22 protein-coding genes are annotated in these 25,949 nt (G+C 66.0%); 9 read left to right on the top strand and 13 right to left on the bottom strand.

Going from position 1 to position 25,949, the window contains the following annotated elements; translation table 11 throughout:
• Positions 1–39: 39 nt before the first annotated feature.
• The 10 genes from ACVN90_RS16945 to ACVN90_RS16900 all read right to left on the bottom strand — a co-directional run bounded on the left by ACVN90_RS16945 (position 40) and on the right by ACVN90_RS16900 (position 12,349).
• A complete protein-coding gene (locus tag ACVN90_RS16945) occupies positions 40–1,512 on the bottom strand; it encodes an NAD-dependent succinate-semialdehyde dehydrogenase (protein ID WP_475099369.1) in 1,473 nt (490 codons plus the stop codon).
• 20 nt (positions 1,513–1,532) lie between these two features.
• A complete protein-coding gene (locus tag ACVN90_RS16940; protein WP_475099368.1) occupies positions 1,533–2,336 on the bottom strand; it encodes an HpcH/HpaI aldolase family protein in 804 nt (267 codons plus the stop codon).
• On the bottom strand, positions 2,321–3,106 hold the full coding sequence (locus tag ACVN90_RS16935) for a 2-keto-4-pentenoate hydratase (protein ID WP_475099367.1): 786 nt from the start codon (positions 3,104–3,106) through the stop codon (positions 2,321–2,323). Before ACVN90_RS16935 ends, ACVN90_RS16940 begins: the two co-directional genes overlap by 16 nt.
• A 171-nt stretch (positions 3,107–3,277) precedes the next feature.
• Positions 3,278–4,438 (bottom strand): 3,4-dihydroxyphenylacetate 2,3-dioxygenase, encoded by a 1,161-nt coding sequence (gene hpaD, locus ACVN90_RS16930; protein WP_475099366.1) that lies wholly within the window; start codon positions 4,436–4,438, stop codon positions 3,278–3,280.
• Positions 4,439–4,481: 43 nt separating this feature from the next.
• A complete protein-coding gene (gene hpaE, locus ACVN90_RS16925) occupies positions 4,482–6,014 on the bottom strand; it encodes a 5-carboxymethyl-2-hydroxymuconate semialdehyde dehydrogenase (protein ID WP_475099365.1) in 1,533 nt (510 codons plus the stop codon).
• Positions 6,015–6,036: 22 nt separating this feature from the next.
• Positions 6,037–6,702, bottom strand: coding sequence for a GntR family transcriptional regulator (locus ACVN90_RS16920; protein WP_475102147.1), 666 nt, complete (start codon positions 6,700–6,702; stop codon positions 6,037–6,039).
• 10 nt (positions 6,703–6,712) lie between these two features.
• Positions 6,713–8,194, bottom strand: a complete 1,482-nt coding sequence (locus ACVN90_RS16915; protein ID WP_475099364.1) for a fumarylacetoacetate hydrolase family protein — start codon at positions 8,192–8,194, stop codon at positions 6,713–6,715.
• A 116-nt stretch (positions 8,195–8,310) separates the two neighbouring features.
• Positions 8,311–10,023 (bottom strand): FAD-dependent monooxygenase, encoded by a 1,713-nt coding sequence (locus ACVN90_RS16910; RefSeq protein ID WP_475099363.1) that lies wholly within the window; start codon positions 10,021–10,023, stop codon positions 8,311–8,313.
• 8 nt (positions 10,024–10,031) lie between these two features.
• Positions 10,032–10,844: a coniferyl-alcohol dehydrogenase gene (locus ACVN90_RS16905; RefSeq protein ID WP_475099362.1), complete on the bottom strand. Its 813-nt coding sequence runs from the start codon at positions 10,842–10,844 to the stop codon at positions 10,032–10,034.
• On the bottom strand, positions 10,841–12,349 hold the full coding sequence (locus ACVN90_RS16900; RefSeq protein WP_475099361.1) for an aldehyde dehydrogenase family protein: 1,509 nt from the start codon (positions 12,347–12,349) through the stop codon (positions 10,841–10,843). Before ACVN90_RS16900 ends, ACVN90_RS16905 begins: the two co-directional genes overlap by 4 nt.
• A gap of 135 nt (positions 12,350–12,484) precedes the next feature.
• Here ACVN90_RS16900 and ACVN90_RS16895 point away from each other — a divergent pair, with 135 nt between their 5' ends.
• The 4 genes from ACVN90_RS16895 (at position 12,485) to ACVN90_RS16880 (ending at position 17,232) form a co-directional block, all read left to right on the top strand.
• Positions 12,485–13,888, top strand: a complete 1,404-nt coding sequence (locus tag ACVN90_RS16895; RefSeq protein WP_475099360.1) for an MFS transporter — start codon at positions 12,485–12,487, stop codon at positions 13,886–13,888.
• 60 nt (positions 13,889–13,948) lie between these two features.
• Positions 13,949–14,635 carry an IclR family transcriptional regulator gene (locus ACVN90_RS16890; RefSeq protein ID WP_475099359.1) on the top strand — a complete coding sequence of 229 codons (687 nt, stop codon included), beginning with the start codon at positions 13,949–13,951 and terminating at the stop codon, positions 14,633–14,635.
• A 3-nt stretch (positions 14,636–14,638) separates the two neighbouring features.
• A complete protein-coding gene (locus ACVN90_RS16885; protein ID WP_475099358.1) occupies positions 14,639–15,574 on the top strand; it encodes an AraC-like ligand-binding domain-containing protein in 936 nt (311 codons plus the stop codon).
• A 143-nt stretch (positions 15,575–15,717) separates the two neighbouring features.
• Positions 15,718–17,232: an APC family permease gene (locus ACVN90_RS16880; RefSeq protein WP_475099357.1), complete on the top strand. Its 1,515-nt coding sequence runs from the start codon at positions 15,718–15,720 to the stop codon at positions 17,230–17,232.
• Between the two features lie 122 nt (positions 17,233–17,354).
• Here the strand turns inward: ACVN90_RS16880 and ACVN90_RS16875 are convergent, their stop codons facing one another.
• The 3 genes from ACVN90_RS16875 to ACVN90_RS16865 form a co-directional block, all read right to left on the bottom strand.
• Positions 17,355–18,698 carry an FAD-binding oxidoreductase gene (locus ACVN90_RS16875; protein ID WP_475099356.1) on the bottom strand — a complete coding sequence of 448 codons (1,344 nt, stop codon included), beginning with the start codon at positions 18,696–18,698 and terminating at the stop codon, positions 17,355–17,357.
• Entirely contained in the window at positions 18,695–20,347 is a 1,653-nt protein-coding gene (locus ACVN90_RS16870) for a thiamine pyrophosphate-binding protein (protein WP_475099355.1), read from the bottom strand. The genes ACVN90_RS16875 and ACVN90_RS16870 overlap by 4 nt, the downstream gene beginning before the upstream one ends.
• Positions 20,348–20,510: 163 nt before the next feature.
• A complete protein-coding gene (locus ACVN90_RS16865; RefSeq protein ID WP_475099354.1) occupies positions 20,511–20,981 on the bottom strand; it encodes an Lrp/AsnC family transcriptional regulator in 471 nt (156 codons plus the stop codon).
• Between the two features lie 174 nt (positions 20,982–21,155).
• On the opposite strand from ACVN90_RS16865, the gene hisC reads away from it, so the two are divergent.
• The 5 genes from hisC to ACVN90_RS16840 are packed head-to-tail and all read left to right on the top strand — an operon-like array spanning position 21,156 to position 25,912.
• A complete protein-coding gene (hisC, locus tag ACVN90_RS16860; RefSeq protein ID WP_475102146.1) occupies positions 21,156–22,238 on the top strand; it encodes a histidinol-phosphate transaminase in 1,083 nt (360 codons plus the stop codon).
• 34 nt (positions 22,239–22,272) lie between these two features.
• A complete protein-coding gene (locus tag ACVN90_RS16855) occupies positions 22,273–23,274 on the top strand; it encodes an ABC transporter substrate-binding protein (protein ID WP_475099353.1) in 1,002 nt (333 codons plus the stop codon).
• Positions 23,275–23,295: 21 nt separating this feature from the next.
• Positions 23,296–24,219 carry an ABC transporter permease gene (locus tag ACVN90_RS16850; protein ID WP_475099352.1) on the top strand — a complete coding sequence of 308 codons (924 nt, stop codon included), beginning with the start codon at positions 23,296–23,298 and terminating at the stop codon, positions 24,217–24,219.
• A gap of 9 nt (positions 24,220–24,228) precedes the next feature.
• The gene (locus ACVN90_RS16845; RefSeq protein ID WP_475099351.1) at positions 24,229–25,017 is read left to right on the top strand and encodes an ABC transporter ATP-binding protein; all 789 of its coding nucleotides are present in this window, start codon (positions 24,229–24,231) and stop codon (positions 25,015–25,017) included.
• Positions 25,018–25,039: 22 nt separating this feature from the next.
• Positions 25,040–25,912, top strand: a complete 873-nt coding sequence (locus ACVN90_RS16840) for an oxidoreductase (protein ID WP_475099350.1) — start codon at positions 25,040–25,042, stop codon at positions 25,910–25,912.
• Positions 25,913–25,949 lie beyond the last annotated feature (37 nt).

The following is a 25,949-nucleotide window of genomic DNA, read 5'->3' as shown; positions in this document are numbered from 1 at the left end:
GCTCCTTCCCGGAGCATCCGCCGTCTCTCGATCACCGATTCAGAACGGGTTGGGCGTCAGCGTGTACTTGGTCTGCAGGTATTCGTGGATGCCCTCGGCGCCGCCCTCGCGGCCCAGGCCCGACATCTTCCAGCCGCCGAACGGCGCTGCCGCGTTGGAGACGACGCCCATGTTCAGGCCCATCATGCCGGTCTCGAGGCGCTCGATCATGCGCTGGCCGCGGGCGAGGCTCTCGGTGAACACGTAGGAGACGAGCCCGTACTCGGTGTCGTTGGCGAGGCGCACGGCGTCGTCCTCGGTGTCGAACGGGATGATCGCGAGCACCGGTCCGAAGATCTCCTCACGAAGGATCTCAGAGCCCGGCTGCACGTCGGTGACGACGGTGGGCTCGTAGAACGTGCCGGGGCCGTCGACCTCGTTGCCGCCGGTGGTGACCTTCGCGCCGCGGTTCACGGCATCCTGCACCAGCTGCGATGCCTTCGCGACCGCGCGGTCGTCGATGAGCGGGCCGATGGTGACGCCCTCCTCGGTGCCGCGGCCGATGGTGAAGCCGTTGACGCGCTCGGTGACCCGGCGGGCGAACTCGTCGGCGACCGAGCGGTGCACGATGAACCGGTTCGCGGCGGTGCAGGCCTGGCCGATGTTGCGGAACTTGGCCGCGATCGCGCCGTCGACCGCCTTGTCGAGGTCGGCGTCGTCGAACACCACGAACGGCGCGTTGCCGCCGAGCTCCATCGAGGTGCGCAGCACGCCCTGCGCGGCCTGCTCCAGCAGCCGCTGACCGACCTGCGTCGACCCGGTGAACGACAGCTTCCGCAGCCGCGGATCACGGATGACCGGCTCCGACACCGCACCCGACGTCGACGTCGTGAACACGTTCACGACGCCCTTCGGCAGACCGGCGTCTTCGAGCAGCTGCGCGAAGTACAGCGTGGTCAGCGGGGTGAGCTCGGCGGGCTTGATCACCACGGTGCAGCCGGCGGCCAGCGCGGGCGCGATCTTGCGGGTCGCCATCGCGAGCGGGAAGTTCCACGGCGTGATGAGGAAGCACGGACCGACGGGATGCTGCGACACGATCATCCGGCCGGTGCCCTCGGGGTTCGCGCCGTAGCGGCCCTGCACGCGGGAGGTCTCCTCACTGAACCAGCGCAGGAACTCGCCGCCGTACGCGACCTCGCCGCGCGCCTCGGCCAGAGGCTTGCCCATCTCGATCGTCATCAGCAGCGCGAAGTCCTCCTTGCGCTCCTGCAGCAGATCGAACGCACGCCGCAGGATCTCCGCGCGCTGCCGCGCCGGCGTCGCCGCCCACGCCGGGAACGCCGCGGAGGCCGCGTCCAGCGCCGCGATGCCGTCCTCGGGCGACGCGTTCGCGATCTCCTTGACGACCTCGCCGTTCGAAGGATCGTAGACCTTCAGGGTCTTGCCGCCGGATGCCTCACGCCACTGCCCGCCGATGAACAGCCCGTCGGGGACGGACGCCAGCAGCTCGGACTCACGGGTATCGGTTGTCATGTCACATTCCTCCGGAAGTATCAGTAACTGGTCTTGGGGGGGATAAGCGGCCTGCGGGAATGCTTCGCTGCCAGGGCTTCGGAGCCGCGGGCGAGGAGCGCCACGTCGGCGCCGACGAGGACGAAGGATGCCCCGGCCTCGAGGTAGGCCTGTGCCGCGGCGGGATCGAAGGCGTTGACCCCGACCGGCTTGCCGGCCGCGCGGACCGCGTCGAAGGTGCGCCGGACGGCGGCCACGACGTCGGGGTGGGTCTGCTGCCCCAGCACGCCCATGGACGCGGCGAGGTCGGACGGGCCGACGAAGACGCCGTCCACACCGTCGACCGCGGCGATCTCGGCGGCCGCCTCGACACCGGCGGCCGTCTCGATCTGCACGAACAGCGACACATGGGCGTCGGCGTCCTGCAGATAGCCGTCGACGCGGTTCCAGCGGGCCGACCGCGCGAGCGCGGAGCCCACACCCCTGGTGCCGCGCGGGGGATAGCGCACGGCGGCGACGGCGGCCTCAGCATCCGTCTTCGACGACACCATCGGCACGAGCAGGTTCTGGGCTCCGAGATCGAGCACCTGCTTGATCGTGACGACGTCGCCGATCGGCACGCGCACCACGGGCGTGATCGGGTAAGCGGCGACGGCCTGCAGCTGGGCCAGCACCGACTCGAGGCCGTTGGGGGAGTGCTCCATGTCGATCAGCAGCCAGTCCAGGCCCGAGCCGGCGCAGATCTCGGCCACGAGCGGCGAGCCCGTGCACACCCACATGCCCGCGAGCGGGCGGTCGGCGTTCGCGAGGGCGTCGCGGAAGGTCGGGCTCAGACGAAGCGGCATTCGATCACTCCCATGGGTCCGTAGTCGCACCTGACGGAATCGCCCCGCTCCACCCACATGGGGCGGGTGAACGATCCGGCCAGGATGATCTCGCCCGCCTCGAGCCGCGCGCCGTGCTGGTGGAACTTGTTCGCCAGCCACGCGACGCCGGTCGCAGGGTGGCCGAGCACACCGGCGGCGACCCCTGTCTCCTCGATCTCGCCGTTGCGCGACAGCACGCCGGGGACCCAGCGCAGGTCGATCTCGTCGGGGCGCTTGCGCACGTCGCCGAGCACCATCGCGCCGTACGCGGCGTTGTCGCTGATGGTGTCGACGATGGTGCGGCCCTCGAGCTCGATGTGCGAGTTCAGCACCTCCAGCGCCGGCACCGCGTAGTCGATCGCGGCCAGCGCGTCCTCGAGCGTGCAGTCCGGACCCTCCAGAGGTCGGGCAAGGACGAACGCGAGCTCGACCTCGATCCGCACGTTCGAGAACAGATCGACCGGTATCGATTCGCCCGATTCGTAGACGGTGTCGTCGAACATCACGCCGTAGTCGGGCTCGGTGATCCCGGTGGCCTGCTGCATCGCCTTCGACGTGAGCCCGATCTTGCGGCCCACCAGCGTGCGCCCGGCGGCGATGTTCTGGTCGCGCCATACGCCCTGGATCGCGTACGAGTCCTCGACCGTGGCGTCGAGGTACCGCGCCGTGATGCGCGGGATCACCCCGTGTGTGCGGTCGGCCTCGGCCAGTTCGGCCGCGATGGCGGCGATGTCGTCGGGGTGCAGCATCCGTCTCTCCTTTTGTGTCTGAGTCCCGGTCGTTGAGCGAAGGGCGCTCTCGCGCTCGAAGTCGAAACGCCCTGAGTGTGCGAGATAGTCAAGCGCGTTTCGACTCGCTCGTTCCTCGCTCGCTCAACGACCGGGACAGGGGTCGCTGAGCGAGCGAGGAACCGATGCTCGCTACAGCTGATGGCCGAGCTTGTACTCGCCCTGCTTGTACTCGGGCATCGAGTCCTCGTCGGGACGCGTGTACGAGAAGCCGTCGGCGCCGATGGTGACGGCCATCTCGGAGTCGTCGGTGCGGGCGACGACGGGCTGCGGGTTGCCGTCGAGGTCGAGCACGAGCGAGGCCTCGGTGTACCAGGACGGCACGACGGGGTTGCCCCACCAGTCGCGGCGCTGGTTGTCGTGGACGTCCCACGTGACGACGGGGTTGTCGGGGTCGCCGGTGTAGTAGTCCTGCGTGTAGATCTCGACGCGGTGCCCGTCGGGGTCGCGAAGGTAGAGGTAGAACGCGTTCGAGACGCCGTGGCGGCCGGGTCCGCGCTCTATCGCGTCGGAGCGGCGGAGCGCCCCGAGCTTGTCGCAGATCGCGAGGATGTTGTGCTTCTCGTGGGTGGCGAACGCGACGTGGTGCATGCGGGGCCCGTCGCCGCCGGTCATCGCGGTGTCGTGCACGGTGGGCTTGCGGCGCATCCACGCGGCGTAGACGGTGCCCTCCTCGTCCTGGATGTCCTCGGTGACGCGGAAGCCCAGTGACTGCATGAAGTTGACGGCACGCGGGACGTCGGGGGTGACCTGGTTGAAGTGGTCCAGGCGCACCAGCTCGCCGGGGGTGTGCAGGTCGTACCGCCACGAGAGGCGCTCGACGTGCTCGGTGGCGTAGAAGAACTCGTACGGGAAGCCGAGCGGGTCGGTGACGCGCACCGAGTCGCCGATGCCCTTGGTGAAGCCGTCGGGGCGGCGTTCGATGCGGCAGCCGAGCTCCTCGTAGAAGGCGACGGCCTTGTCGAGATCCTCCGCCGACCGGACGCGGTACGAGAACGCGGCGACCGCGGCGACCGGCCCCTGGCGCAGCACGAGGTTGTGGTGGATGAACTCCTCCGTGGACCGGAGGTAGATCGTGTTCTCGTCCTCCTCGGTCACGTACAGGCCGAGCACGTCGACGTAGAACTCGCGCGACGCGAGCAGGTCGGTGACGACGAGCTCCATGTATGCGCAGCGCAGGATGTCCGGCGCCGGCACGGAGGGGGTGGGGATCGGGTTGTCGGAGAGGATCGGCGCCTCCTGGCTCACGTAGAAGCCGGAGGAGGTGCGGGTCATCTGGTCACGGTGGGTCATGTCGCGTCCTTACGTGGGATATCGGAGATGGATGCTGCGGCCCTCAGTGGCCGGCGGCATCCGCCTTTCCGAAGGTGGGGTTGTGGGCGGGGCCGAGCGTGATGTGCACGGCCTGCTGGTCGGTGTAGAAGTCGATGGAGCGGTAGCCGCCCTCGTGGCCGAGACCCGAGGCCTTGACGCCGCCGAACGGGGTGCGGAGGTCACGTACGTTGTTCGAGTTGAGCCAGACCATGCCGGCCTCGATGGCCTGCGAGAAGTTGTGGGCGCGCTTGAGGTCGTTGGTCCACACGTACGCGGCGAGGCCGTAGCGCACGCCGTTGGCGAGCTCGAGGGCCTCCTCGTCGGTGTCGAACGGCGTGATGGCGACGACCGGGCCGAAGATCTCCTCCTGGAAGATCCGGGCGTCCGGCGCGACGTCGGCGAACACGGTGGGGCGCACGAAGTTTCCGGTCTCGAACGCGTCGGGGCGGCCGCCGCCGGCGACCAGGCGCGCCTCGGACTTGCCGATCTCGATGTAGGAGACGACCTTGTCGTAGTGCTCGGGATGCACGAGCGCGCCCACCTCGGTCTTCGGGTCGTGCGGGTAGCCGACGACGACGCGGTCGGCCTGCGCCGCGTAGCGCGCGACGAACTCGTCGTAGATCGGGCGCTCCACGAGGATGCGCGAACCGGCCGTGCAGCGCTCGCCGTTGAGCGAGAAGACACCGAAGATCGTGGCGTCGATCGCGGCGTCGAGGTCGGCGTCGGCGAACACGACCGCGGGGGACTTGCCGCCGAGCTCCATCGACAGGCCCTTGAGGAACGGCGCGGCGTTTCCGAAGATGAGCTGCCCGGTGCGGCTCTCGCCGGTGAACGAGATGAGCGGAACATCGGGATGCTTCACCAGCGCGTCGCCGGCATCCTCGCCGAGTCCGTTGACGAGGTTGAACACGCCCTTCGGCAGGCCTGCCTCCTCGAAGATGCCCGCCCACAGCGACGCCGACAGCGGCGTGAACTCGGCGGGCTTGAGCACCACCGTGTTGCCGGTGGCGAGCGCGGGGCCGAGCTTCCACGACTCGAGCATGAACGGCGTGTTCCAGGGGGTGATGAGCCCCGCGACGCCGATCGGCTTGCGGTTGACGTAGTTCATCTGCCGGCCCGGCACCTTGTAGGCGTCGTCGGCCTGCGCCACGATCAGGTCCGCGAAGAATCGGAAGTTCTCGGCCGCCCGCCGCGCCTGGCCGAGCGCCTGCGTGATCGGCAGCCCCGAGTCGAACGACTCCAGCTCCGCGAGCCGCGCGTCGCGGGACTCGACGATGTCGGCGATGCGGTGCAGCACGCGCGAGCGCTCGCGCGGCAGCATCCGCGGCCACGGCCCCTCGGTGAACGCGCGCCGCGCGGCGGCGACGGCCCGGTCGATGTCGGCCTTCTTGCCGGCCGCGGCCTGCACGTAGGTCTCGTTCGTCACCGGGTCGAGCACGTCGAACGTGTCGCCGTCCTGCGAGTCGACGAACTCGCCGTCGATGTAGTGCTGGATGCGGCTCGGCAGGCCCTCGGGCACATGCCGGGTCGCGAGAACAGTTGTCGTGTCAGTCATTTCGATGTCCTCCTGTGGATGGTCAGTGCTGGTGGTCCGGATGGCCGAGGTCGGTGAAGGCTTCTGCTGTCCGCCATCGATGTGATCGGGCCGTCAGCTCTATCTCGAGCGGGTCGGTGCCCAGGCGGATCAGGTCGATGAGCTCAGCGTGCTCGTCGACGGACTCATGTGCCCGCTCCGGAACGAACACGAAGATCGACTCACGAAGCCCTGCCAGTCGCGCCCAACCTCGGTGGACGAGGTCCACGACGTGGGTGTTCGGACAGGCTCCGAACAACGCCGCGTGGAACTCGCGGTTCAGGCGGGTGAATTCTCTGGGATCAAAGCGGTCGAGCAGTTCCCTCATCTGTTCATTGATGACGGCAGCCCGTCGCAGATCATCGTCGGTAAGTAGCGGTGCCGAAAGCGCGGTCGCTGCACCTTCCACCAGACTTAGGGTTTGCATGGTGTGCAGATACTCGTCCTGATCGACCACCGCAACGCGCGCGCCGACGTGTCGCTCGAAGATGACGAGGCCCTCTGCCTCCAGCCGCCGGATCGCCTCACGCACCGGGACGACGCTCATGTCGAGTTCGGCAGCGATCGTCGCCAACACGAGCCGGTATCCCGGCCCGTACTGCTGGCGGACGATGCGCGAACGCAGCCAGTCGTACGCGCGCTCCGATTTGCTCGCCGTCTCGGCGCCGATCAGGGTCACGTCAGCCTCGGGCGTCGTACTTCGCGCGCCATTCGGCGTTCATCGGGAAGAGTCCGTCGACCGGATGCCCCTCAGTGACGCGGTCGGCGATCCAGGCGTCCTCGTCCTCCTGGGCGAGGGTGGCGTCGACGATCTCCGCGGCGATCCCCGGCGGGATCACGACGACTCCGTCCGCGTCGCCGACGATGATGTCGCCGGGCTGGACGGTGGTGCCGCCGCAGGCGATCGTCACGTCGGCATCCCAGGGCACGTGCTTGTGCCCGAGCACTGCGGGGTGCGCGCCGGAGGAATAGACCGGGATGCCGACTGCGGCGACGGCCCCGGCATCCCGAACTCCGCCGTCGGTGACGATGCCGGCGGCGCCGCGGGCGTGCGCGCGGATCGCGAGGATGTCGCCGAGCGTGCCCGAGCCGGTCTCGCCGCGCGCCTCGATCACGACTACTTCGCCGTCGCCGACGGCGTCGAACACGCGCTTCTGTGCGTTGTACCCGCCGCCGTGGGACGCGAACAGGTCCTCGCGCCCCGGCACGAAGCGGAGGGTGCGCGCCGTGCCGACGAGCTTCGCCTCGGGATGCAGCGGCCGCACGCCATCGACGTGCACGTTGTTCAGCCCGCGCTTGCGCAGCTGCGCCGAGAGCCCCGCCACCGGCACCGCCTCCAGCTTCGCGCGCAGCTCGAGGGAGAGGGCCGGGACCTCGGACTCGACGGCGGGGAGTCCGGCGGCCTCGCGCGAGCCCCACGCCTCGGTGCGCTGGAGGTCGTCGACCGCCGGCAGTGATCCGAGCTCGGCATCGAAGGCGCGCCTCCCCGCGACGACCGAAGTAATGAGCAATCCGCTGGAGGCCGGCGTGGCGGCGGTCGGCGCATCCACCTCGACCTCGACGACATCGCCGGGTTCTACCACCGACGACCCCGCGGGAGTGCCGGTGAGGATGACATCGCCGGTCTCGAGGGTGAAGTGCTGCGACAGATCGGCGATGATCTGCGCGAAGCTGAAGATCAGGTCGTCGGCCGATCCCTCCTGCACGAGCTTGCCGTTGACCCACGACCGCACGCGCAGCGCGCCGGGGTCAACTTCCCTCGCGTCGATCAGCGCCGAGCCGATCGGTGTGTAGCCGTCGCCGCCCTTGGAGCGCACGTTCGAGCCCTTGTCGTTCGCGCGCAGGTCGTACAGGCCGAAGTCGTTGGCCGCGGTCACCCAGCCGATGTGGCTCCACGCTTCGTCCACCGATACGCGGCGGGCGTCGGTGCCGACGACCAGCGCGATCTCGCCCTCGAACGTGAGCAGCTCGGTGCCGAGCGGTCGCTCGATGCGGCCGCGCGACGGCGCGAGCGAGCTCGACGGCTTGAAGAAGTACGACGGCGCCGCGGGGTGGCGCCCGCGCTGGTTGGCGCGCGAGCCATAGCTCAGATGCACGGCGATGATCTTGCCTGGCCGTTGCGGCAGAGCCGCGAAGCGGGCGTCGAGTGTTTCGATCGGCATGACTGAGTTTTCCCATCTTCGTATCTGAAATCGTATATCTTCCTCGCGACACGGCTCCCATAGAGGGAGGCCGCGGGAACGTCCTCCCCGGATACGTGCCCGGGGAGGACGCGGCGTTACTCGACGCCGATGAGGTCGGGCTCGAGGGTGACGGCCGTCCCCCCAATGGCGCCCCCGCGCTCATGATCGCCGCGAGCACCCTTGAGGACCTTCATCAGTGCGCGTGCATCCTGCGGCTCCTGATAACCACGCCAGACGATGTGCTGATCGGGTCGGACGATGATGAGGCCGTGGTCGATGCCAGGCGCCGAAACGCTGGGCGACACGTTGACGATCTCGAGCGGTAGGGCGAACTCCGCGGCGGTGCTCAGCAGCCCGTCGACCGGCGTCCGCGAGTCGAACCGGAAGAGGGTGTAGAACGGAGCCAGCGCGTCGTATGCGGAAGTCTGCTCGTCCAGCCAGAAGTGCGGCAGCCGGCATCCCGGCACCGTCGAGGGCGTGAACCCACCCATGGTGTATGCGGGCGCAGAGGAGCCGTCGTAGGCGATGATCGGTGACTGGTCATACACGTAGCCGTAGTTCAGCCCCTCGGCCGCGAACTGCTGAGAGTTCAGCTCGATCGCTTCCCGTGCGGTCTCGCGGCGAGCGGCGTCGCCAGCAGGGCTGCGGTCCTCAATGAGCGGAGACAGTGCCTGACGGGCTGCTCGGATCTTGCCCGCATGTCCCATGGCGAACCGTGAGACTTGCGCAGTGATGGGAAGACGCTCTGCTTCGTAGGCATCCAGCATCTCGGGCGCTGCCCACCCAGCAACCTGGGCAGCCAGCAGCCACGCGAGGTTCAGGCCGTCAGCGATGCCCGCGTTCATTCCGTAGCCGGCGTACGGCACCCACAGGTGCGCCGCGTCCCCGGCGATGAATGCTCGGCCGTCACGGAATCGCTCTGCGACGAGCCGGCGGGCTGTCCAATCCTCATTGCTGAGGACCTCGAACTCAAAGGCGTCGTCCACACCCAGAATGGCGCGGATGGATGCGTCGCGATCGACCGATCCGGACGCGGCTTCTTCGGCGCTGAGGTGGTTGTGAACGAGGAAGACCTCCTCGCCATCAATGGCGTACACGTGTCCGTTACGGGTGTTGTTGAACGTGTAGTACGCCCACGCACGGTCTCCCGGCATCCGGTCGTAGAGCCCTTTCGCGCGGATGCACGTCGACATCACGTCCTGGATCACAGGGTCGCCGACGAGCTTCGCGCCGATCTGCTTGCGAACTCGTGAAGACCCGCCGTCGGCGCCGATGAGGAAGCGAGCAGTGATGCTCGCCGTCTCGCCGCCCCTGGCGATGTACGCGGTGATCCCGTCTGCCGACTGCTCGTACCTCAGGTATTCGGTCTCGTTGAGAAGTCTGACATTCTCCAGCTCAGCGACCGTGCGCAGCAGGACCGGCTCGAGGAACGTCTGGTTGATCCGGTGCGGCGGCTCCGGAGTCGCCCACTTGGTGTCCGGCCCATTGTGCGAGGTGTAGCGGTCTTGTCGGCACGGAATCGGTATGCGCCCGATCTCCTCACCCGCGAGCGTCAGCCGGAAGGAGATGTCGTTGGGGTAATCTCCCGGGAGGCCGGCCTCACGCACTTGCTGAGCGATCCCCAGGCCACGGAATCGTTCCATGGTGCGTGAAGACACATGATTGCTCTTCACGCTCGGGGGCTGTAGGAAGCTGCGCTGCTCGATCACGGTCGTTCGCACGCCGTACTGATCGAGGAGGATGGCAGCGGCCATCCCGACGGGCCCGCTCCCGATGATGATGACGTCGGTCTCGATGTTGTCGTTCACGGTCTTCCTTACTTGCTGGACGCCGACGTGAGCGCGGTGGAGATCCCCGGCTGCTGATCGATCGGTGTGCGGATGTAGCTGGCGGCAAGCCCGCCATCGACGGCGATATCGGCGCCATTGACCCAATGAGCCTCAGAGGAGAGAAGCCAGGTGATCACCGGCGCTATGTCCTCGGGTGTGCCCGATCGTCCGGCACGGATGATTCCGTCGTTCATCCGCACTTCGCCGAGCAGGTGCGTGAACTCATCGAGGATCGGTGTGTCGACCGGGCCCGGGTTGACCACGTTGACCCTCAAGCCGCGAGATGCAACAGCGGCCGCGTAGAGCTGTGTCCACACACGAAGCACCTCCTTCGAGTATGGGTAAGCGTGATTGTCCGAGACAGGGTGCTGGCTCAGCCATTCCACACCCGCGTCGTAACTCGGGGTGTCCGCGAGTTCGAGGTGGGGCGCAAGGCGAAGCGGCCACTGATGCCCCGCGCGCGAGGCGACGTTCACGATGCCGGATCCGTCTCGCAGACGGTCGCTCACCGCGAGAGTGAACGCGCGGAGTCCGAGGAAGTTGACGCGCAGTGTCTGATCCGCCCCCCCAAGACCGGAGACTCCCGCGACGTTCGCGAGTCCATCGAAGGTGCCCACGACCGCGGCCGCGGCCTTGTCGATGGATGCCGGGCTGGCGAGATCGACGGGAACGAACTCGACGTCTGCCGAGGGCTGATTGCGGTCGAGCACGGTGACTTCATGCCCTTCCCACAGCAACCGCTGGGTCACTGCGGCCCCGATACCCGATGCGCCGCCGGTGACCAGGTAGCGGGCGCTCATGCGGTCACCCCCGTCGCAAGGGCGGCCAGCTCGGGTCCCGGAAGGCGGGTGAGGTCGTTGCGAACAGCAAGCACCTGCGGTTCGGTGCATTCGAGAAGGATGTCATCCGCGTGAGTGCGTCCCAGGCCTGACTGCTTCACGCCGCCGAAAGGCATGGTCATGTCGGAGACGCCCATGCGATGCACGTTGACGAACACAGTGCCGGCTGCGATTCCCTCGCCGACTTGCAGGGCGGCGTCGATGTCGTCGCCCCAGACCGAGGCGCACAGGCCGAACTCCGAGCGGTTCACTTCTCGGATGACCTCCGCGACGTCGTCGTATGGAAGGACGGGGATGATAGGTCCGAACTGCTCCTGTTGCACAAGGTCATGGTCCCGGTCGATGCCGGTAACGACGGTGGGACGCATGAAGTAGCCGTCCAGCCAGGTCGAGGCATCCACGGCAGACCCGAGTGCGTCGACCCGGGCGCCGGTGGCTTGAACGTCACGAAGGAGGCCCTGCAGTCGGTCGAACTCGCGCGCGTTGTTGATCGGCCCCATCGTTGATTCAGGATTGAGCCCGTCGCCGACACGGATCTCATCCACTGCACTGCGGAAGCGGTCCGCGAATTCCGCCATATCTGATGCCTGCACGTACACGCGCTTGATGTCGAAGCACACCTGCCCGGTGCAGGTGAACACGCCGCGGACGATCTCTCTCATCTTCTCGTCTGACAGAGCGGTGCCGGGCAGGACGATTGCCGGGTCGTTCCCACCTAGTTCGAGTCCGACGCTCTTCACAGACTCTGCGGCGGCACGAAGGATCGACTTGCCGACCGGCGTGCTTCCCGTGAAGAGGATCTTGCGGACGAGTGGATGCGTCGTGAGCACCGGGCCGATCTCGGCTCCCGAACCGGGAACGACATTGAGCACGCCCGCGGGCAGAACGCGGCTGAGGGTCTCCAACACCATGCCGAGACTCAGCGGGGCGAACTCGGGCGGCTTGACCACGACGGTATTGCCGGAGATGAGCGCAGGCGCGATGTGCTGGAACGCCAAGTAGACCGGGTAATTCCACGGCACGATCACAGCGGTGACGCCGAAGGGGAGATGACGGGTGACCGTGATGCCACGCGCGTCGTCCACGCGGGTGGACCGCAGCACCGCGGGGGCAGTCGTGGCGAAGTACTCCGAAACGAGCTGAGGCCCCCGGCTATCAGCGACAGCCTCCCAGAGCACCTTCCCCTGCTCACGGGTCAGCGTCGTCGACCGCTCTCCGAGCGACGACGTCCACTCAGGAACTGCCGATGTCACGAGCGCAGCGCGTTCCTTCACGCTGAGCGCTGCCCATCCCGGCGCCGCGGCATGTGCGCTGCGAACCGCCCGGTCGGCCTCAGCCGCCGTAGATCGTGCGACCTGTCCCACCACCGTGTCGAATGCGGCCGGGTTGTGAACGTTGACCAGCGGAGACGGTACGTACTCGTGGTCGATCAGGGTGTGCGCGATGACACCGTCGTCTGTAGCCACCATGGCTCCTCTCCGTCGAAGTGCGATCACACTAACCGAAATCTGAATAACGTACAACCCGTACGATAATCGGACGTTTTGGGTTGTGGATCGCTCGAGGTGCGTGCTACCGTCCCTCCCATCGCTATATCGGACATGGAGTCCGATAATTCACAAAGGAGTGACGGACTCATGTCCCACAACGCCCAAGCGGGTTCCAGCAAGCGCGTCGCCTTTGCCACCCTCATCGGATCGACGATCGAGTGGTACGACTTCTTCATCTACGCAACGGCCGCGAGTCTGGTCTTCGGCCCCCTCTTCTTCGAGCCGGCAGGCGCGCAGATCGCCACACTTCTGTCGTTCGCGACGATTGGCGTCAGCTTCCTGTTCCGACCGCTCGGTGCGTTCCTGGCCGGACACTTCGGTGATCGACTCGGACGTAAGACGATGCTCGTCATCACGCTCCTGGGTATGGGAACGGCGACCACCCTCATCGGGTTCCTTCCCACGTACGCCGCCATCGGTATTGCAGCACCCGTGCTGCTCTGTCTGCTGCGCATCATCCAGGGAATCTCCGCGGGTGGTGAATGGGGCGGGGCTGCCCTGATGGCTGTGGAGCACGCGTCCCGAGAGAAGCGCGGTCTGATGGGCGCCTTCCCGCAGTTGGGTGTTCCCACCGGTCTGATCCTCGCCGCCGGCTTCATGACGCTCTGCTCGACCGTCATTGCGCCTGGTGATGCCTTCGTGCAGTGGGGTTGGCGCATCCCCTTCATCTTCAGCGTCGTCCTGATCGTCGTCGGCTACTGGGTGCGCCAGCGTGTATCCGAGTCCCCGGTCTTCACCGAAATGGTCGAGAAGCGCGAGCGCGCAAAGGCCCCGATCAAGGAGCTCTTCCGTCGCCACACGGGGCTGGTCATCCTGGCCGCGCTGCTGTTTGTCGGCAACAACGCGGCCGGATACCTCACCACCGGCGGATTCGTCACCAACTACGTCACCAACCCGGATGGACCCATCGGTTTCGACCGCGGCGCTGTGCTCACAGCTGTCACCCTGTCGGGCGTCGTGTACTTCCTGGCGACGCTTCTCGGTGGGTACCTGGCGGACAAGATCGGCCGCCGAGCGACGACGATCATCGGATTCGTCGCGCAGTTGGCGATCACCGTCCCGTTCTTCCTCATGGTCGGAAGCGGTTCGTTCGCACTGCTGGCCGTGGCTGTCGCAGCCTGGTACCTCGTCAACGGACTCACCTACGGGCCCCAGGCCGCCTGGTACTCGGAGATGTTCCCGGCCTCGGTCCGCTACACCGGTGTCTCGCTCGCCTATGCCTTCGGTGCCATCCTCGGGGGTGCGTTCGCGCCGCTCATTTCGGCGGCGCTCGTGCAGCAGTTCGGCAGCCTCTGGCCGGTGGCCGTGTACATGGGGGTCGTCACCGTGATTGCGCTGGCGGCGACGCTCCTATTGCGCGACCGATCCGGGATCGATCTCAGCGCTGACAACGAGGCCGAGCAGGCCGTCGGTGCGACCGTCTTCTCGCGCCCGCTCGCGGACGCGGTTCGCTAGTCACTCGGGGTGGGGGCGGCGAAGCTGTCTCCACCCCGCACCACCACAAGGGAGTTGAGAGTGGGCACGGATCGATCCACAGCACAGACCCTGAGCAGGGGGCTGCAGATCCTTGAGTTGCTCGCTGAATCCGATGCGCCCCTGACTGCGAATCAACTAGCGATCCGCCTCGATACCAGCCGTCCCATCGTCTATCGCCTGCTGCGAACCCTCGGTGCTCACGGTTTACTGGACCCAGAAGCACCGGACGGCAAGTTCGCGCTTGGTCTCGGGCTCTTGGGCCTGTCCCGCAAGGTGGTTCGTGACCTGCGCGAAGCGGCCACCCCAGAACTGACGTTCCTCACCCGCGCGCACCACGCCACCAGCTTCATCGGCGTCCGTGAGGGAAACGAGGTGGTCTGTGTCGCTTCCGTAGAACCCGGCCCGGCCCACATCGCCATCCGACATCGTGAGGGCATGCGCCTGTCGATGGCGGGAGCATCGGGCGTAGCATTGCGAATCAGCGAGCCTCCGCGACCCGACGACGCAGCGGAGGTCCTCGAAGGGCGCTCGGTCGGCTACGCCATCACACGCGGGAGGGTCATGTCAGGAGCACTGGGGATCGCGGCACCCATCCGCCGAGACGGGCAGACCGCACATGAGAGCGTCACCATCGTTTTCGCTCAGGAGAACGTCGCGAACATCGATCGGGTCGCGGCAGATGTTGTCGCGTCGGCAGCCCGCATCGCAAGCGCAAAGACGATGTAGGCAATGTTCGAGTTAGTTGAAGCCTCAGACTTCCCGCAGTTTGCGCGCGCGGTCACGAGCCACTTCGCAACGTTCCGGCTGGACACACGTAACCCTGCGCACTTCACCGGGACAATCGCATCCGCTTCGGTCGATGATGTCGGTTTCGCTACTATCAGGGCCGACAACCACACCGTGACGCGCGATGAGCGCATGGTGCGCGATGCCCCGGATGCGCACTACAAGGTCAGCTTCATCCGTGACGGCCATGGGCTACTCGTGCAAGGACGCAATGAAACGGTCCTGAGCCCCGGGGATATCGTCATTTACGATGCGAATCAGCCGTACACCATTGCGTTGGAGAACGCCCTCGACTCTTTCATCGTGCTAGTGCCACACAGCTCGATCTGTCTTCCACATGACGCCGTTTCCGAGCTGACAGCGGTATCGATGGGCACGCAGACGGGTGTAGGAGCCGTCGCTGCTCATTTCCTGGGCGCGCTGGCGGACGATCTCGCGCTCCTGGACACCGACGTTGGCCGGCGCTTCGCGCATCACGCGGTGGATATGGTCAGCACCCTGCTCATGGAGCAACTCGACGTTCGTCAGGTGGACCTCACCTCGCGCCGCACCGTCTTGCGCAACGTGTACCGATATGTCGAAGCCCACCTGGACGATCCGACCCTTTCGCCGCGCCAGGTTGCTGCCGCCAATTTCATCTCGGTGCGGTACTTGCATTCCCTATTCCTGGATGAGGGTGTCACGATCGGCGCCTGGATCAGGTCGCGGCGACTCGATCGAGCGCGCGTCACGCTCCGAGATCCAGCGAACGCGCACATGAGCATCGCCGATGTGGCGATCCGGTGCGGTTTCGTCGAGTCGTCCCACTTCAGCCGTCTCTTCAAACAGACCTTCGGGGCCTCACCACGCGACTTTCGCGGGGCGTTGTCGGCCGCCTGACTCTCCTGGGCCGACTGCGGCTGCACACCGCGAGGGAGTGCGCGGAATCACTAGTTCTACACGCTGTGCGACATGCGTGCTCGGGTCATCGCGAGCGAAGGTAAGGGTAAACCCGCGTAGTCCCAAAGAAGGGCACGAAGCATATGTCCAGTCAGGTTCCAACCAGGGTCGAATCCGTCGAGCTCGGCGGCAAGCGATCGCTCGGGGTCCCGTCCGTCACTCTGCTCATCATCGCCGCGTCAGCGCCACTGACCGTCATGGCAGGAGGGGTCTCAACGACGTTCGCTGTCTCGGGAGTGCTCGCGCTCCCGGTAGGTTTCGTAATTCTGGCTGCGGCACTGATCGTGTTCGCTGTCGGCTACGCCGCCATGAGCAGGTTCGTCACGAACGCCGGGGCGTTCTACTCGTACGTCGCGAAGGGGATCGGCAAAGCCACCGGTGTCGGTGCCGCCGGCGTCGCGCTCGTCTCCTACAACATGATGCAGATCGGCATCTACGGGCTGTTCGGGTTCCAGGCGTCAGCGTTCCTCGAGGCGAAGACAGGTGTCGCGACCCCGTGGTGGTTATGGGTGGCCGTCTGCATCGCTGTCGTTGCGTTCCTCGGCGTGAACCGGGTCGACCTGTCGGCGAAGGTGCTCGGCACCCTCGTCGCGCTGGAGTTCGTAGCTGTCATCGTGTTCGACGTGCTGTGCTTCATCGTGGCTCCAGAGGGAGTCTCAACGGCAGCCCTGCAGCCGAGCAACTTCTTCGTCCCCGGGGTCGGTGCCGCGCTGGCCTTCGGCATTGCTTCCTTCATGGGTTTCGAGCTCGCCGCCATCTACGGCGAAGAAGCCAAGAACCCCAAGCACACCGTCGCTCGAGCTACGTATACGGCCGTGACGATCGTCGGTCTCTTCTACGCCTTCAGCGCGTGGGCCTTCACCGTCGGGGTGGGGCCGTCCGAGATCATTCCGAAGTCGCGCGAGTTCGGTCCCGACCTGTTCTTCCAATTCATGACCCAGTACGGCGGGACTGTCCTCAGCGACATCTGCCAGGTGCTCTTCCTCACCAGTCTGTTCGCAGCGCTCCAGTCCTTCCACAACGCTGTGGCGCGCTACCTCTTCTCGCTCGGTCGTGAGGGGTTGCTGCCCGCGCGCTTGGCTGCGACGCGAAAGAACGTTCATGCCCCGTACATGGGATCGCTCGTTCAGACGGGCCTCGCGATCATTGTCGTTGCTGCGTTCGTTATCGCCGGGGACGTCTTCGGGCTCGCGGCTGCTTATGCTCCGGTCGAGTTCCTGTACCCGGTCCTCACGCTGTTCACCTGGCTCACCACCACGGGCGCCTTTGGCCTCGTACTGCTGATGGTGCTCACCAGCGTGGCGGTCATCGGCTTCTTCCGCAGGGATCGTAGAGGCCTTGGTGCTTGGTCGACGGTGATTGCCCCCGTTGTCGCCGCGCTCGCTCTTGCCGGAGTGCTTGTCCTCATCATGGCCAACTTCGATGTCCTGCTCGGCCAGACGGAGACCAACGCAGCCACCTTCATCCTGCCCGGGATGGTTGTGTTCGCTGGCGTAGTCGGTGTCGTATGGGGGCTGGCACTGCGGCGACGTCCCGAGGTGTACGCGCGCATCGGTGACGGCGCCGCGAGTACCGAGAGCGTAGAGGCGACTACCTGAGTCCCCGCGCCGTGCTGATGCGACGGCTCGGGACCGAGTGAGGCCCGGTCCCGAGCCGTCGCGATCTGCTTGGGGACCGCTCCGCGATCGGCGTGTTGGGCGCTGCGGAGCCAGGGGGCGTGTTACCAGATTCCTCGGTCGGGACTGAGGATCCCTGCAGGATCCATAACCCGCCGAATCTGCCGCTGGAGTTCACGAGACGTGGCATCCAGTTGGAGCGGAAGCTCATGGCGCTTGGTAGACCCGATGCCATGTTCACCGGTTAAGGTGCCGTCCAATGAAATCGCCAGCGCCGCGATCTCGTGGAGCACGAGCTCGCCTGCCACGGTCTCCTCCGGGCCGTCACCGGTTTCGACTGTGGCATGCAGGTTCCCGTCGCCGGCGTGAGCGACTGTCGCGATTCTGCGGCCCGATCGAGCCGCGATTGCCGCGATTCCCTTGAACATGTTGCTCAGAGCTGAAACTGGCACGCCGACATCGCTCGCGACGCGGAGACCTCGCGCCGAGAGGGCGGGATTGGCGAGTCTGCGTGCCTCCAGCACGCTGTCGTCTTCGGTGACTGCAGCATTTGATGCGCCGTGGCGGGTGCAAGTTGCGACAATCGCCTCGGCATCCGCGTGGGCTTCACGTCCGATGGTCTGCCCGACCAACAGCGCCGGTGCCACCGGCAAGCCTGTCGGGTGGAAGGACTCGATGATCTCCACACTCAGTGCATCCAGCAACTCGAGAACCTCCGGGCGGGCCGGCCCTGCAACGATCTCGTTGACGGCATTGCCCGCTGCCTCGAGGGATTCGAAGGTGGCTCGGAAATTGACCGTGGGCCCGACGGGCAAAGGTTTAAGCCGCACTGTCGCCTGCGTGATGACACCGAGCGTGCCCTCCGAACCAACGAAGAGGTGCGTGAGGTCGTAGCCGGCGACATTCTTGCGGGTACGCGCTCCGGTGTGGAGCAGGCGACCGTCGCCGAGAACGACTTCCAAGCCGGCAACGTAGTCGCTCGTCACTCCGTGCGATATGCATCGGAGGCCCCCTGCGTTCGTCGCGACGTTGCCGCCGACGGTGCAGGTTCCGACGCTCGCCGGATCCGGGGGAAAGAACAGGCCGTGCTGGCGGGCCGCAGCGTCCAGGTCGGCAGTAACGACGCCCGGCTCCACATCCGCGAGCAGGTTCACCGGATCGATTCGGAGGATGCGTTTCATTCGGGCCAGCGAGAGCACAAGCCCTCCCTCGTAGGCGACGGCGCCTCCGACCACCCCCGTGCCGGCACCGCGCACCGAGACGCGGATCCGTCGCTCGGATGCCCATTTCAACGTCAGCCGCACATCATCGGTGGAGGCGGGCTCGACGACAGCGATCGGGACGCCGTCGGGCTCGGCGCGCGACGAGTCGCGCATGAATGGAGCTACCAAGGCAGGATCGGTCAGCACCCGACCCTCGAGCGTCGTCGCCAGTTCGGCGAGAGTCATGACGTCTCCCGCACCACTTCAACCTGATACGGCGCAATCACATCGGGGGAGATACGGCAGTCCAACAGGAGGTAGGGGCGCTCCTCCTCCGGGGTGCCGAGCCAGGCCTCCAGACGGTCGAGATCCTGGATATCGTCGACCACCAGGCCTTCCGCGCCCATCGCGGCGGCAACGCCCGCGAAGTTCACCTCGGGGATCAGCATCGGGCCCATGGCGAGGCCCTGCGCAGCGTACCGGGTCACTTCGGCACCGTAGGCCGCGTCATTCCACACGACGGCGAGGCCGCGTCCCGCCGACGTGCGGATCGCAGTCTCCAGATCAGACAGTGCCATCAGGCCTCCGCCGTCGCCCGTCGACAGCACGATGAGCTTGTCCGGGTTTGCTGCCGCAGCGCCGGCGACGGAGGGGAACCCGAGACCGATTGACTGGTACGCGGTACCGATGGTCAGCATGCCCGCGGGGGAGGGAGCGCCCCAGTACGAGATAGCCCAGCTGATGAAATGGCCGCCGTCTTGCACGATGACCCGCTCACGAGGCAGGAGCTCGCCGATTCGCGCGGCGACTCGCCGCGGATCAAGGCGGCCATCTGGGGCACGCTCGTCGCCCGGATGCAGCTCGCGTACGGCCGAAGCATCGACGGTCTCACGCCACCGGATTCCTCGGACGCGGTCGAGTCGCACGGCCTCCCAGATCGTTTCGGCGGCGGCTCGGGCGTCGGCGCAGATGTGTTCATCGACGCGACGGTTGGTGGCGGTCGGAGAGAGGTCTACCTGGATGACGTGCGCATCCGGTCCGAAGAGAGCGCCGAAGCGGGCCGTGAATTGATTCAGTGAGGCGCCGAAGACTACGACCACGTCAGCGGTTGCGGCCAGCTCCATGGCATCTGCTGCGCCGAAGCCGCCGGCGACACCGAGGTCTCCGGATGGATCGTGAAAGAAGCCCAGGCCGAGCGCCGATGTGGCTGTCAGAGCGCCGAGTTCTTCGGCGAGTCCGTTCAACGCCTCTTGCGCATCCGCCAGCCAGGCTCCTCGCCCGGCAAGCAGAAACGGACGCTCAGCCTGAGCCAGTCGTGCGGCCGTTTCGGCGAGCGAAGCTGCAACTGCCGGGTCGCGGATCTGTGCCGGCTCGATGGAGTGGAGCGCAGTGGCAGGGACGAGATCGCCTGCCTCTGCCGCTGCAATGTCATACGGAATCGCGATCACGGCAGGCCTGCGTTCGGCCATCGCGTGCTCGACCGCGAGCTTCGCGACAGCGGTTATGTCGTTCCTGCCCACGGTGAAGGTCCGCACCCCCACAGCCTCAGCGATCTCGTGCTGGCCGACGTCCCACGGGCGGGCGCCGGTTGACGGCTGGTCTCCGACTACGAGGATCAGTGGGATACGTGCCTGCGCGGCCTCAGCGAGCGGAGTGATCGCGTTGGTGAACCCGGCGCCGTATGTGGTGGTCGCGACTGCAATCCTCCCCGACGATCGGTAGTGGGCGTCCGCGGCGACGACTGCACCCGTCTCATGGCGAACGGGGACGAAGCGCAAGGCATTGTGGCGGTCGACGGCATCGACGAAGCGGGCATTCCCGTTACCCATGACTCCGAACACGCTGGAGGTGTGGGCCGAGAGGGCGTGCGCGAGGTGGACAGAGACAGTTGGCATGAGTCTTCCTTGACGAGACAGAACGGTCGGAGGTCCGTATATGTCTCGCGCCCTGCGCGACGTGCTCCTTTTCCGAGCACCGGCGTTGTCAACCACCGGACAGCGTCAGCATAACCCCAAATCGCCGCGACCCGCCTCAACGGGTTCACAGCGCAGCGCGGGATCAGGGACTGGAAGCGCCGGCCTGCTCGAGCAGGGGGATGTAGCGATCGGTCAGGAAGGTCTGCAGCGCCATGAACGTAGAGACATGCTTGACACCGGGCGTCAGCGCGATTCTGTCGAGGACGCGCTGCAGGTCGCCGGTGGAACGCGCCGCGATCTGCGCGAACATGTCGCTGTCGCCGGTCATGGTGTGCAGCTGCACCAATTCGGGAATCGCGCCCAGCGCTTCGGCGATCCGGACCGGGCCTTCCTGCTGCTCGACCAGCAGCATGCAGAACGCGGTCAAGGTGTACCCCATCGCGGCGGGGTTGATCTGTGGTGCGATCGCGCGAACGACCCCGCTGCTGTGCAACTTGTCGAGGCGGTTCTGGACCGTTGCGCGGGCGACCCGCAGCTGACGAGCGCACTCCACGATCGGCGTGCCTGGTTTGTCGGTGAGCAGTTTGACGAGGGCGACGTCCAACGTGTCCATGGCGTGAACCTCTCAGCGAGATGTGTAGACAGATTGTATAGATGAATAGCGAGTTGCCCATCCTATGTGTACATCCCGCTATGTAAAGAACGAACTGATTGTCTGGTGAGCGACAGTTGGGTAGCGTCCCTCCGGCGGTCACACGATCGCCGCAATCGCAAGGAGGCGACGTTGATGATTCCTCACCGACCCGGGTTGGAGCTGGTCGCGGCCTACCGTCCCGGTCGACCCGCACCCACCGCTCCGGGGATCGTGGGCTACAAGCTGTCGTCCAATGAGAATCCGTTTCCGCCCTTGCCTTCAGTGCTGGAGGCCGTCGTGGAGGCGGCTTCGGATGCGGGAATCCACCGCTACCCGGATATCGCAGCACACGAACTGACCGAGGTGCTGTCCCGCCACCTAGAGGTCGCCCCCGATTCGCTCGCCTTCGGGGCCGGATCGGTGGAAGTCGCTGCTCAGATCATCCACGCCGTCACCGCCCCAGGCGATGAGGTGTTGTTCGCATGGCGTTCGTTCGAGGCATACCCGATCCTCGCGCGGATCGCCGGTGCGATTCCCGTCATGGTCCCACTCGACGACGACGCCCGCCACGACCTCCCCGCCATGGTTGCCGCGATCACGGAACGCACGCGCGTGATCTTCATCTGCAACCCGAACAATCCCACGGGGACGACCGTCACGACAACGGAGGTCGAGTCGTTCCTCGATCAGGTGCCGCCGTCCGTCCTGGTCGTCATCGACGAGGCCTACGTGCATTTCGATCGCGATCCGCATTCGGTGGACGGACTCGCCGTGTTCCGTGGGCGTTCCAACGTGGTCGTTCTGCACACATTCTCCAAGGCTTACGGGCTGGCGGGGCTGCGGATCGGCTACGCCGTCGCCCCACCGGAGATCGCGCAGAACCTCCGCAAGGCCGCGGTACCGTTCGCCGTGACGACCCTCGCCCAGCGCGCCGCGATCGCCTCCCTGAATGCAGCCGAGGAACTCGATCAACGCGTCGACGTCATCGTCGAGGAGCGCGGGCGGGTGATGGCGCATCTCCTAGGCGACGGCTGGAGGGTCGCCGAGTCGCAGGCCAACTTCGTCTGGCTCGAGACCGGAGACGCCACGGATTCGGTCGCACAGTCTTTCGCCGCGCGCGGACTTGCTGTGCGCGCCTTCCCAGGTGACGGCATCCGAGTGTCAATCGGGGAGCCCGCTGCCAACGATGCCCTGATTGCCGCGGCAGCTCAACATGCACCAACTGTCAAGCACTGAACCGAACCCCAACCCAACCCGCAAGGAGCACCCAATGAAGCGCATGTTCCGCTACTCCGCACTCACCCTCGCGACCGCTGCGATCGCAGCATCCGTCGCCGGCTGCGGTTCATCGCCCGCGGCTTCGTCCGAAGCGCCAGACGATGTTCTGCAGATCGGCATCAGCCAGATCGTCCAGCACGAGGCACTGGACTTCGCTCGCGAGGGCTTCAAGGACGCCATCACGGACGCAGGCTACGTCGACGGCGAAACGGTCGTCTTCGACGAACAGAACGCTCAAGGAGAGCAGGCCACCGCGACGACGATCGCCAGTAAGTTTGCCCAGGATGGCAAGGATCTTGTGCTTGCCATCGCAACGCCGACTGCGCAGGCGGCGGTGCAGGCCATCACAGATATCCCCATCCTCTTCACCGCCGTCACCGAGCCTGTGGAAGCCGGACTCGTCGACAGCTGGGATGCGCCGGGGGGCAACGCCACGGGTACCAGCGACCTCAACCCTGTGGCCGAGCAGCTCGAGCTGATTCTCGAGTTCGTCCCCGACGCCAAGACGATCGGGATCATCTACAGCTCAGGTGAGGTCAATTCGAAGGTGCAGGTGGATCTCGCCAAGGAGGCAGCCGCAGATCTGGGCGTCACGGTGAAGGAGGCCACGGTCACCAACTCGAGCGAGGTGGCGCAGGCGGCGGATTCGCTGAAGGGGGTAGACGCCATCTACCTGCCCACCGACAACCGAGTCATCGAGGGATTCGAGTCGGTGATCCAGTTCGGCGAGGCGAACAAGATTCCGGTATTCGGTGCTGAGGGCAACCACGTGACGCGCGGGGCGATCGCGACGTACGGCATCAACTACTACGACCTGGGCTACCAGACCGGTGAGATGGCGCTGAAGATCCTGGATGGGGAAGCGGAGCCGGCTGACATGCCGGTGCAGACCCTCGACAAGCTCGAACTCTACGTCAACCCTGAGGCCGCGAAGCGCATGGGCATTGAGGTTCCCGATGCGATTCTCGACCGCGCCGACAACATCGTCGAATAACTCCGCGAAGCGAACAACCACGTGAACGCAGCAATCGAGCTAGGCCTTCTCTACGGAGTAATGGCGCTGGGCGTCTATCTCACCTTCCGTGTACTCAACTTCCCGGACCTCACCGTCGACGGCAGTTTCACCACCGGCGCGGCAGTCGCAGCGTCTCTGATCGTCAACGGCGTTCCGGCACCGCTCGCCACCCTCGCCGGCGTAGGAGCCGGTGCCGTCGCGGGAGCCGTGACGGGCCTCCTCTATACGAAGGGCAAGATCGACGGGCTCCTCGCCGGAATTCTGACGATGATCGCGCTGTGGTCCATTAATCTGCGCATCATGGGCAGCGCGAATCTCCCACTCTTGAGGGAGGACACGCTGATCACGCCTCTGCGTGAGAACGGGCTCCTGGGCACGCCTGTCGCGATCGTCGTCTTCGCCGCGCTGGCGCTCGCCGTCAAGTTCTTGATCGACTGGTTCCTCAACACCGACCTGGGACTGTCGATCCAGGCAACCGGGAACAACGAGCAGATGATCCGCAGCTTTGGTGTGAACACCGGGTCACGCGTCGTCCTGACGCTCGCGATCTCGAATGGGCTGGTTGCACTCTGCGGCGCGCTGATCGCGCAGTATCAGGGATTCGCCGACATCAGCATGGGCATCGGCCTGATCCTCGTGGGTCTGGCCTCGGTCATCGTCGGCCAAGCCGCCTTCGGGAACCGCGGTGGAATCTTCGTCGCGACCCTCGCGGTCCTGGTGGGTGCAATCGTGTACCGGCTGGTCATCTTCCTAGCCCTCGTCATCGGACTGAACCCCAACGACATGAAGCTCGTCACCGCAGTGCTCGTGGTGCTGGCGCTCCTCCTGCCTCGGTGGGGAGTGCTCAAACGCGTCACGTCGCTCAGAGACATGCGGCGGGCGGCTGCTCGTATCGAGCAGCCGGCCGAGGCGGAAGCACGCTAAGGAAAGAACATGCTCGACATCGACAACATCTCGAAGACCTTCTTCGCAAACACGGTCAACGAACGCAAGGCGCTCCGAGGACTTTCACTCCACCTGGAGCGCGGCGACTTCGTCACCGTCATCGGGAGCAACGGCGCCGGAAAATCGACGCTGCTCAACCTCATCGCGGGCAAGCTCCGCGCAGACTCGGGCACGATCACCATCCACGACCGGTCGGTAGGCAAGCTGACCGACTACGCCCGAGCCGTCTACATCGGGCGCGTGTTCCAGGATCCCATGGCGGGTACGGCTCCAGACCTCACCGTGGAAGAGAATATGGCCCTGGCGTTGAAGCGTGGGCAGCATCGTGGGCTGGGGATGGCGCTGACCCGCCGCCGGCGCGCCCAGTTCCGTGAGGAACTCGAGATACTCGAACTCGGGCTGGAGAAGCGACTGAAGGCCAAAGTCGGTCTGCTGTCCGGCGGACAGAGACAAGCTCTCAGCCTCCTCATGGCGAGCTTCACCCAGCCCGACATCCTGCTGCTCGACGAGCATACGGCGGCTCTCGATCCGCAGCGTGCGTCGCTCGTGACGTCCCTCACCAAGCAGATCGCCGAGGAAGGCAACCTGACCACGCTGATGGTCACCCACAACATGGAGCAGGCCATCGCCCTCGGCAACCGGCTCATCATGATGCACGACGGGCGCATCGCGCTCGAGGTCAGCGGGGAGCAGAAGAGTCGCATGACGGTCTCGGATCTCCTCAACGAGTTCGCGAAGATAAAGGCAGTCCTTGATGATCGCGTCCTCCTCAGCTGAGGTTCTACCAGGGGAGAGTGAAGTGACGGATATCTCGCGGGCGGGTACCTACCGACTTGGCGACCGCACCATCAAACGCATCGGCTACGGCACGATGCAGCTCGCTGGACCAGGGGTGTTCGGGTCCCCGCGTGACCGCGCACAGGCGGTTGCGGTGCTTCGTGAGGCTGTCGCCAGCGGTGTCGACCATATCGACACCAGCGACTACTACGGTCCGTTCGTCACCAACGAGATCCTCCGCGAAGCGCTTCATCCCTATCCGGATGACCTCGTCATCGTCACCAAAGTCGGCGTCCGCCGCGGGCCGGCAGCCGAGTGGATCGCGGCTGACTCGCCCGACGAGTTGCGTCAGGCGGTCCAGGGTAATTTGCAGAGGCTGGGACTCGAGTCGCTGCACCTCGTCAACTTCCGAGCGATGCGCGACGAGAACGCGCCTGCGGAGGGGACGATCGCCGATCAAGTGCGCGCGCTCGCGGATCTGCGGGAGGAGGGGCTGGTACGCCACATCGGAGTGAGCAACGTCACGAGGGCGCAGATTGCCGAGGCTCGCGAGATCACCGAGATCGCGAGCGTACAGAACAGGTTCAGCCTGGTCCATCGTGAAGATGAGGCGCTCATCGCTGACTTGGCTGACGCCGGCATCGCGTTCGTGCCGTTCTATCCATTGAGCAACTTCACTTCGGCGCAGCACCGTGCGCTGGAGGCTGTGGCGGCCGACGTCGGGGTGACGCCGATGCAGGCCGCTCTCGCGTGGCTGCTGAACGTGTCCCACAACGTCCTGCTGATCCCCGGCACCGGGTCGACGGCACATCTGCGTGAGAACCTCGCCGTAGCAGAGATCTCGCTTCCTCCCGACGCGATTCAGCGGCTCGACGAGATCGCATCGCTCTCTTGAACGCACCACGCCGGCACGCGCCCGGCCGGCGTGGTGC

It is taken from the genome of Microbacterium sp. F01 (assembly GCF_056156365.1).
This window is presented reverse-complemented; position numbering and strand designations above follow the sequence as displayed.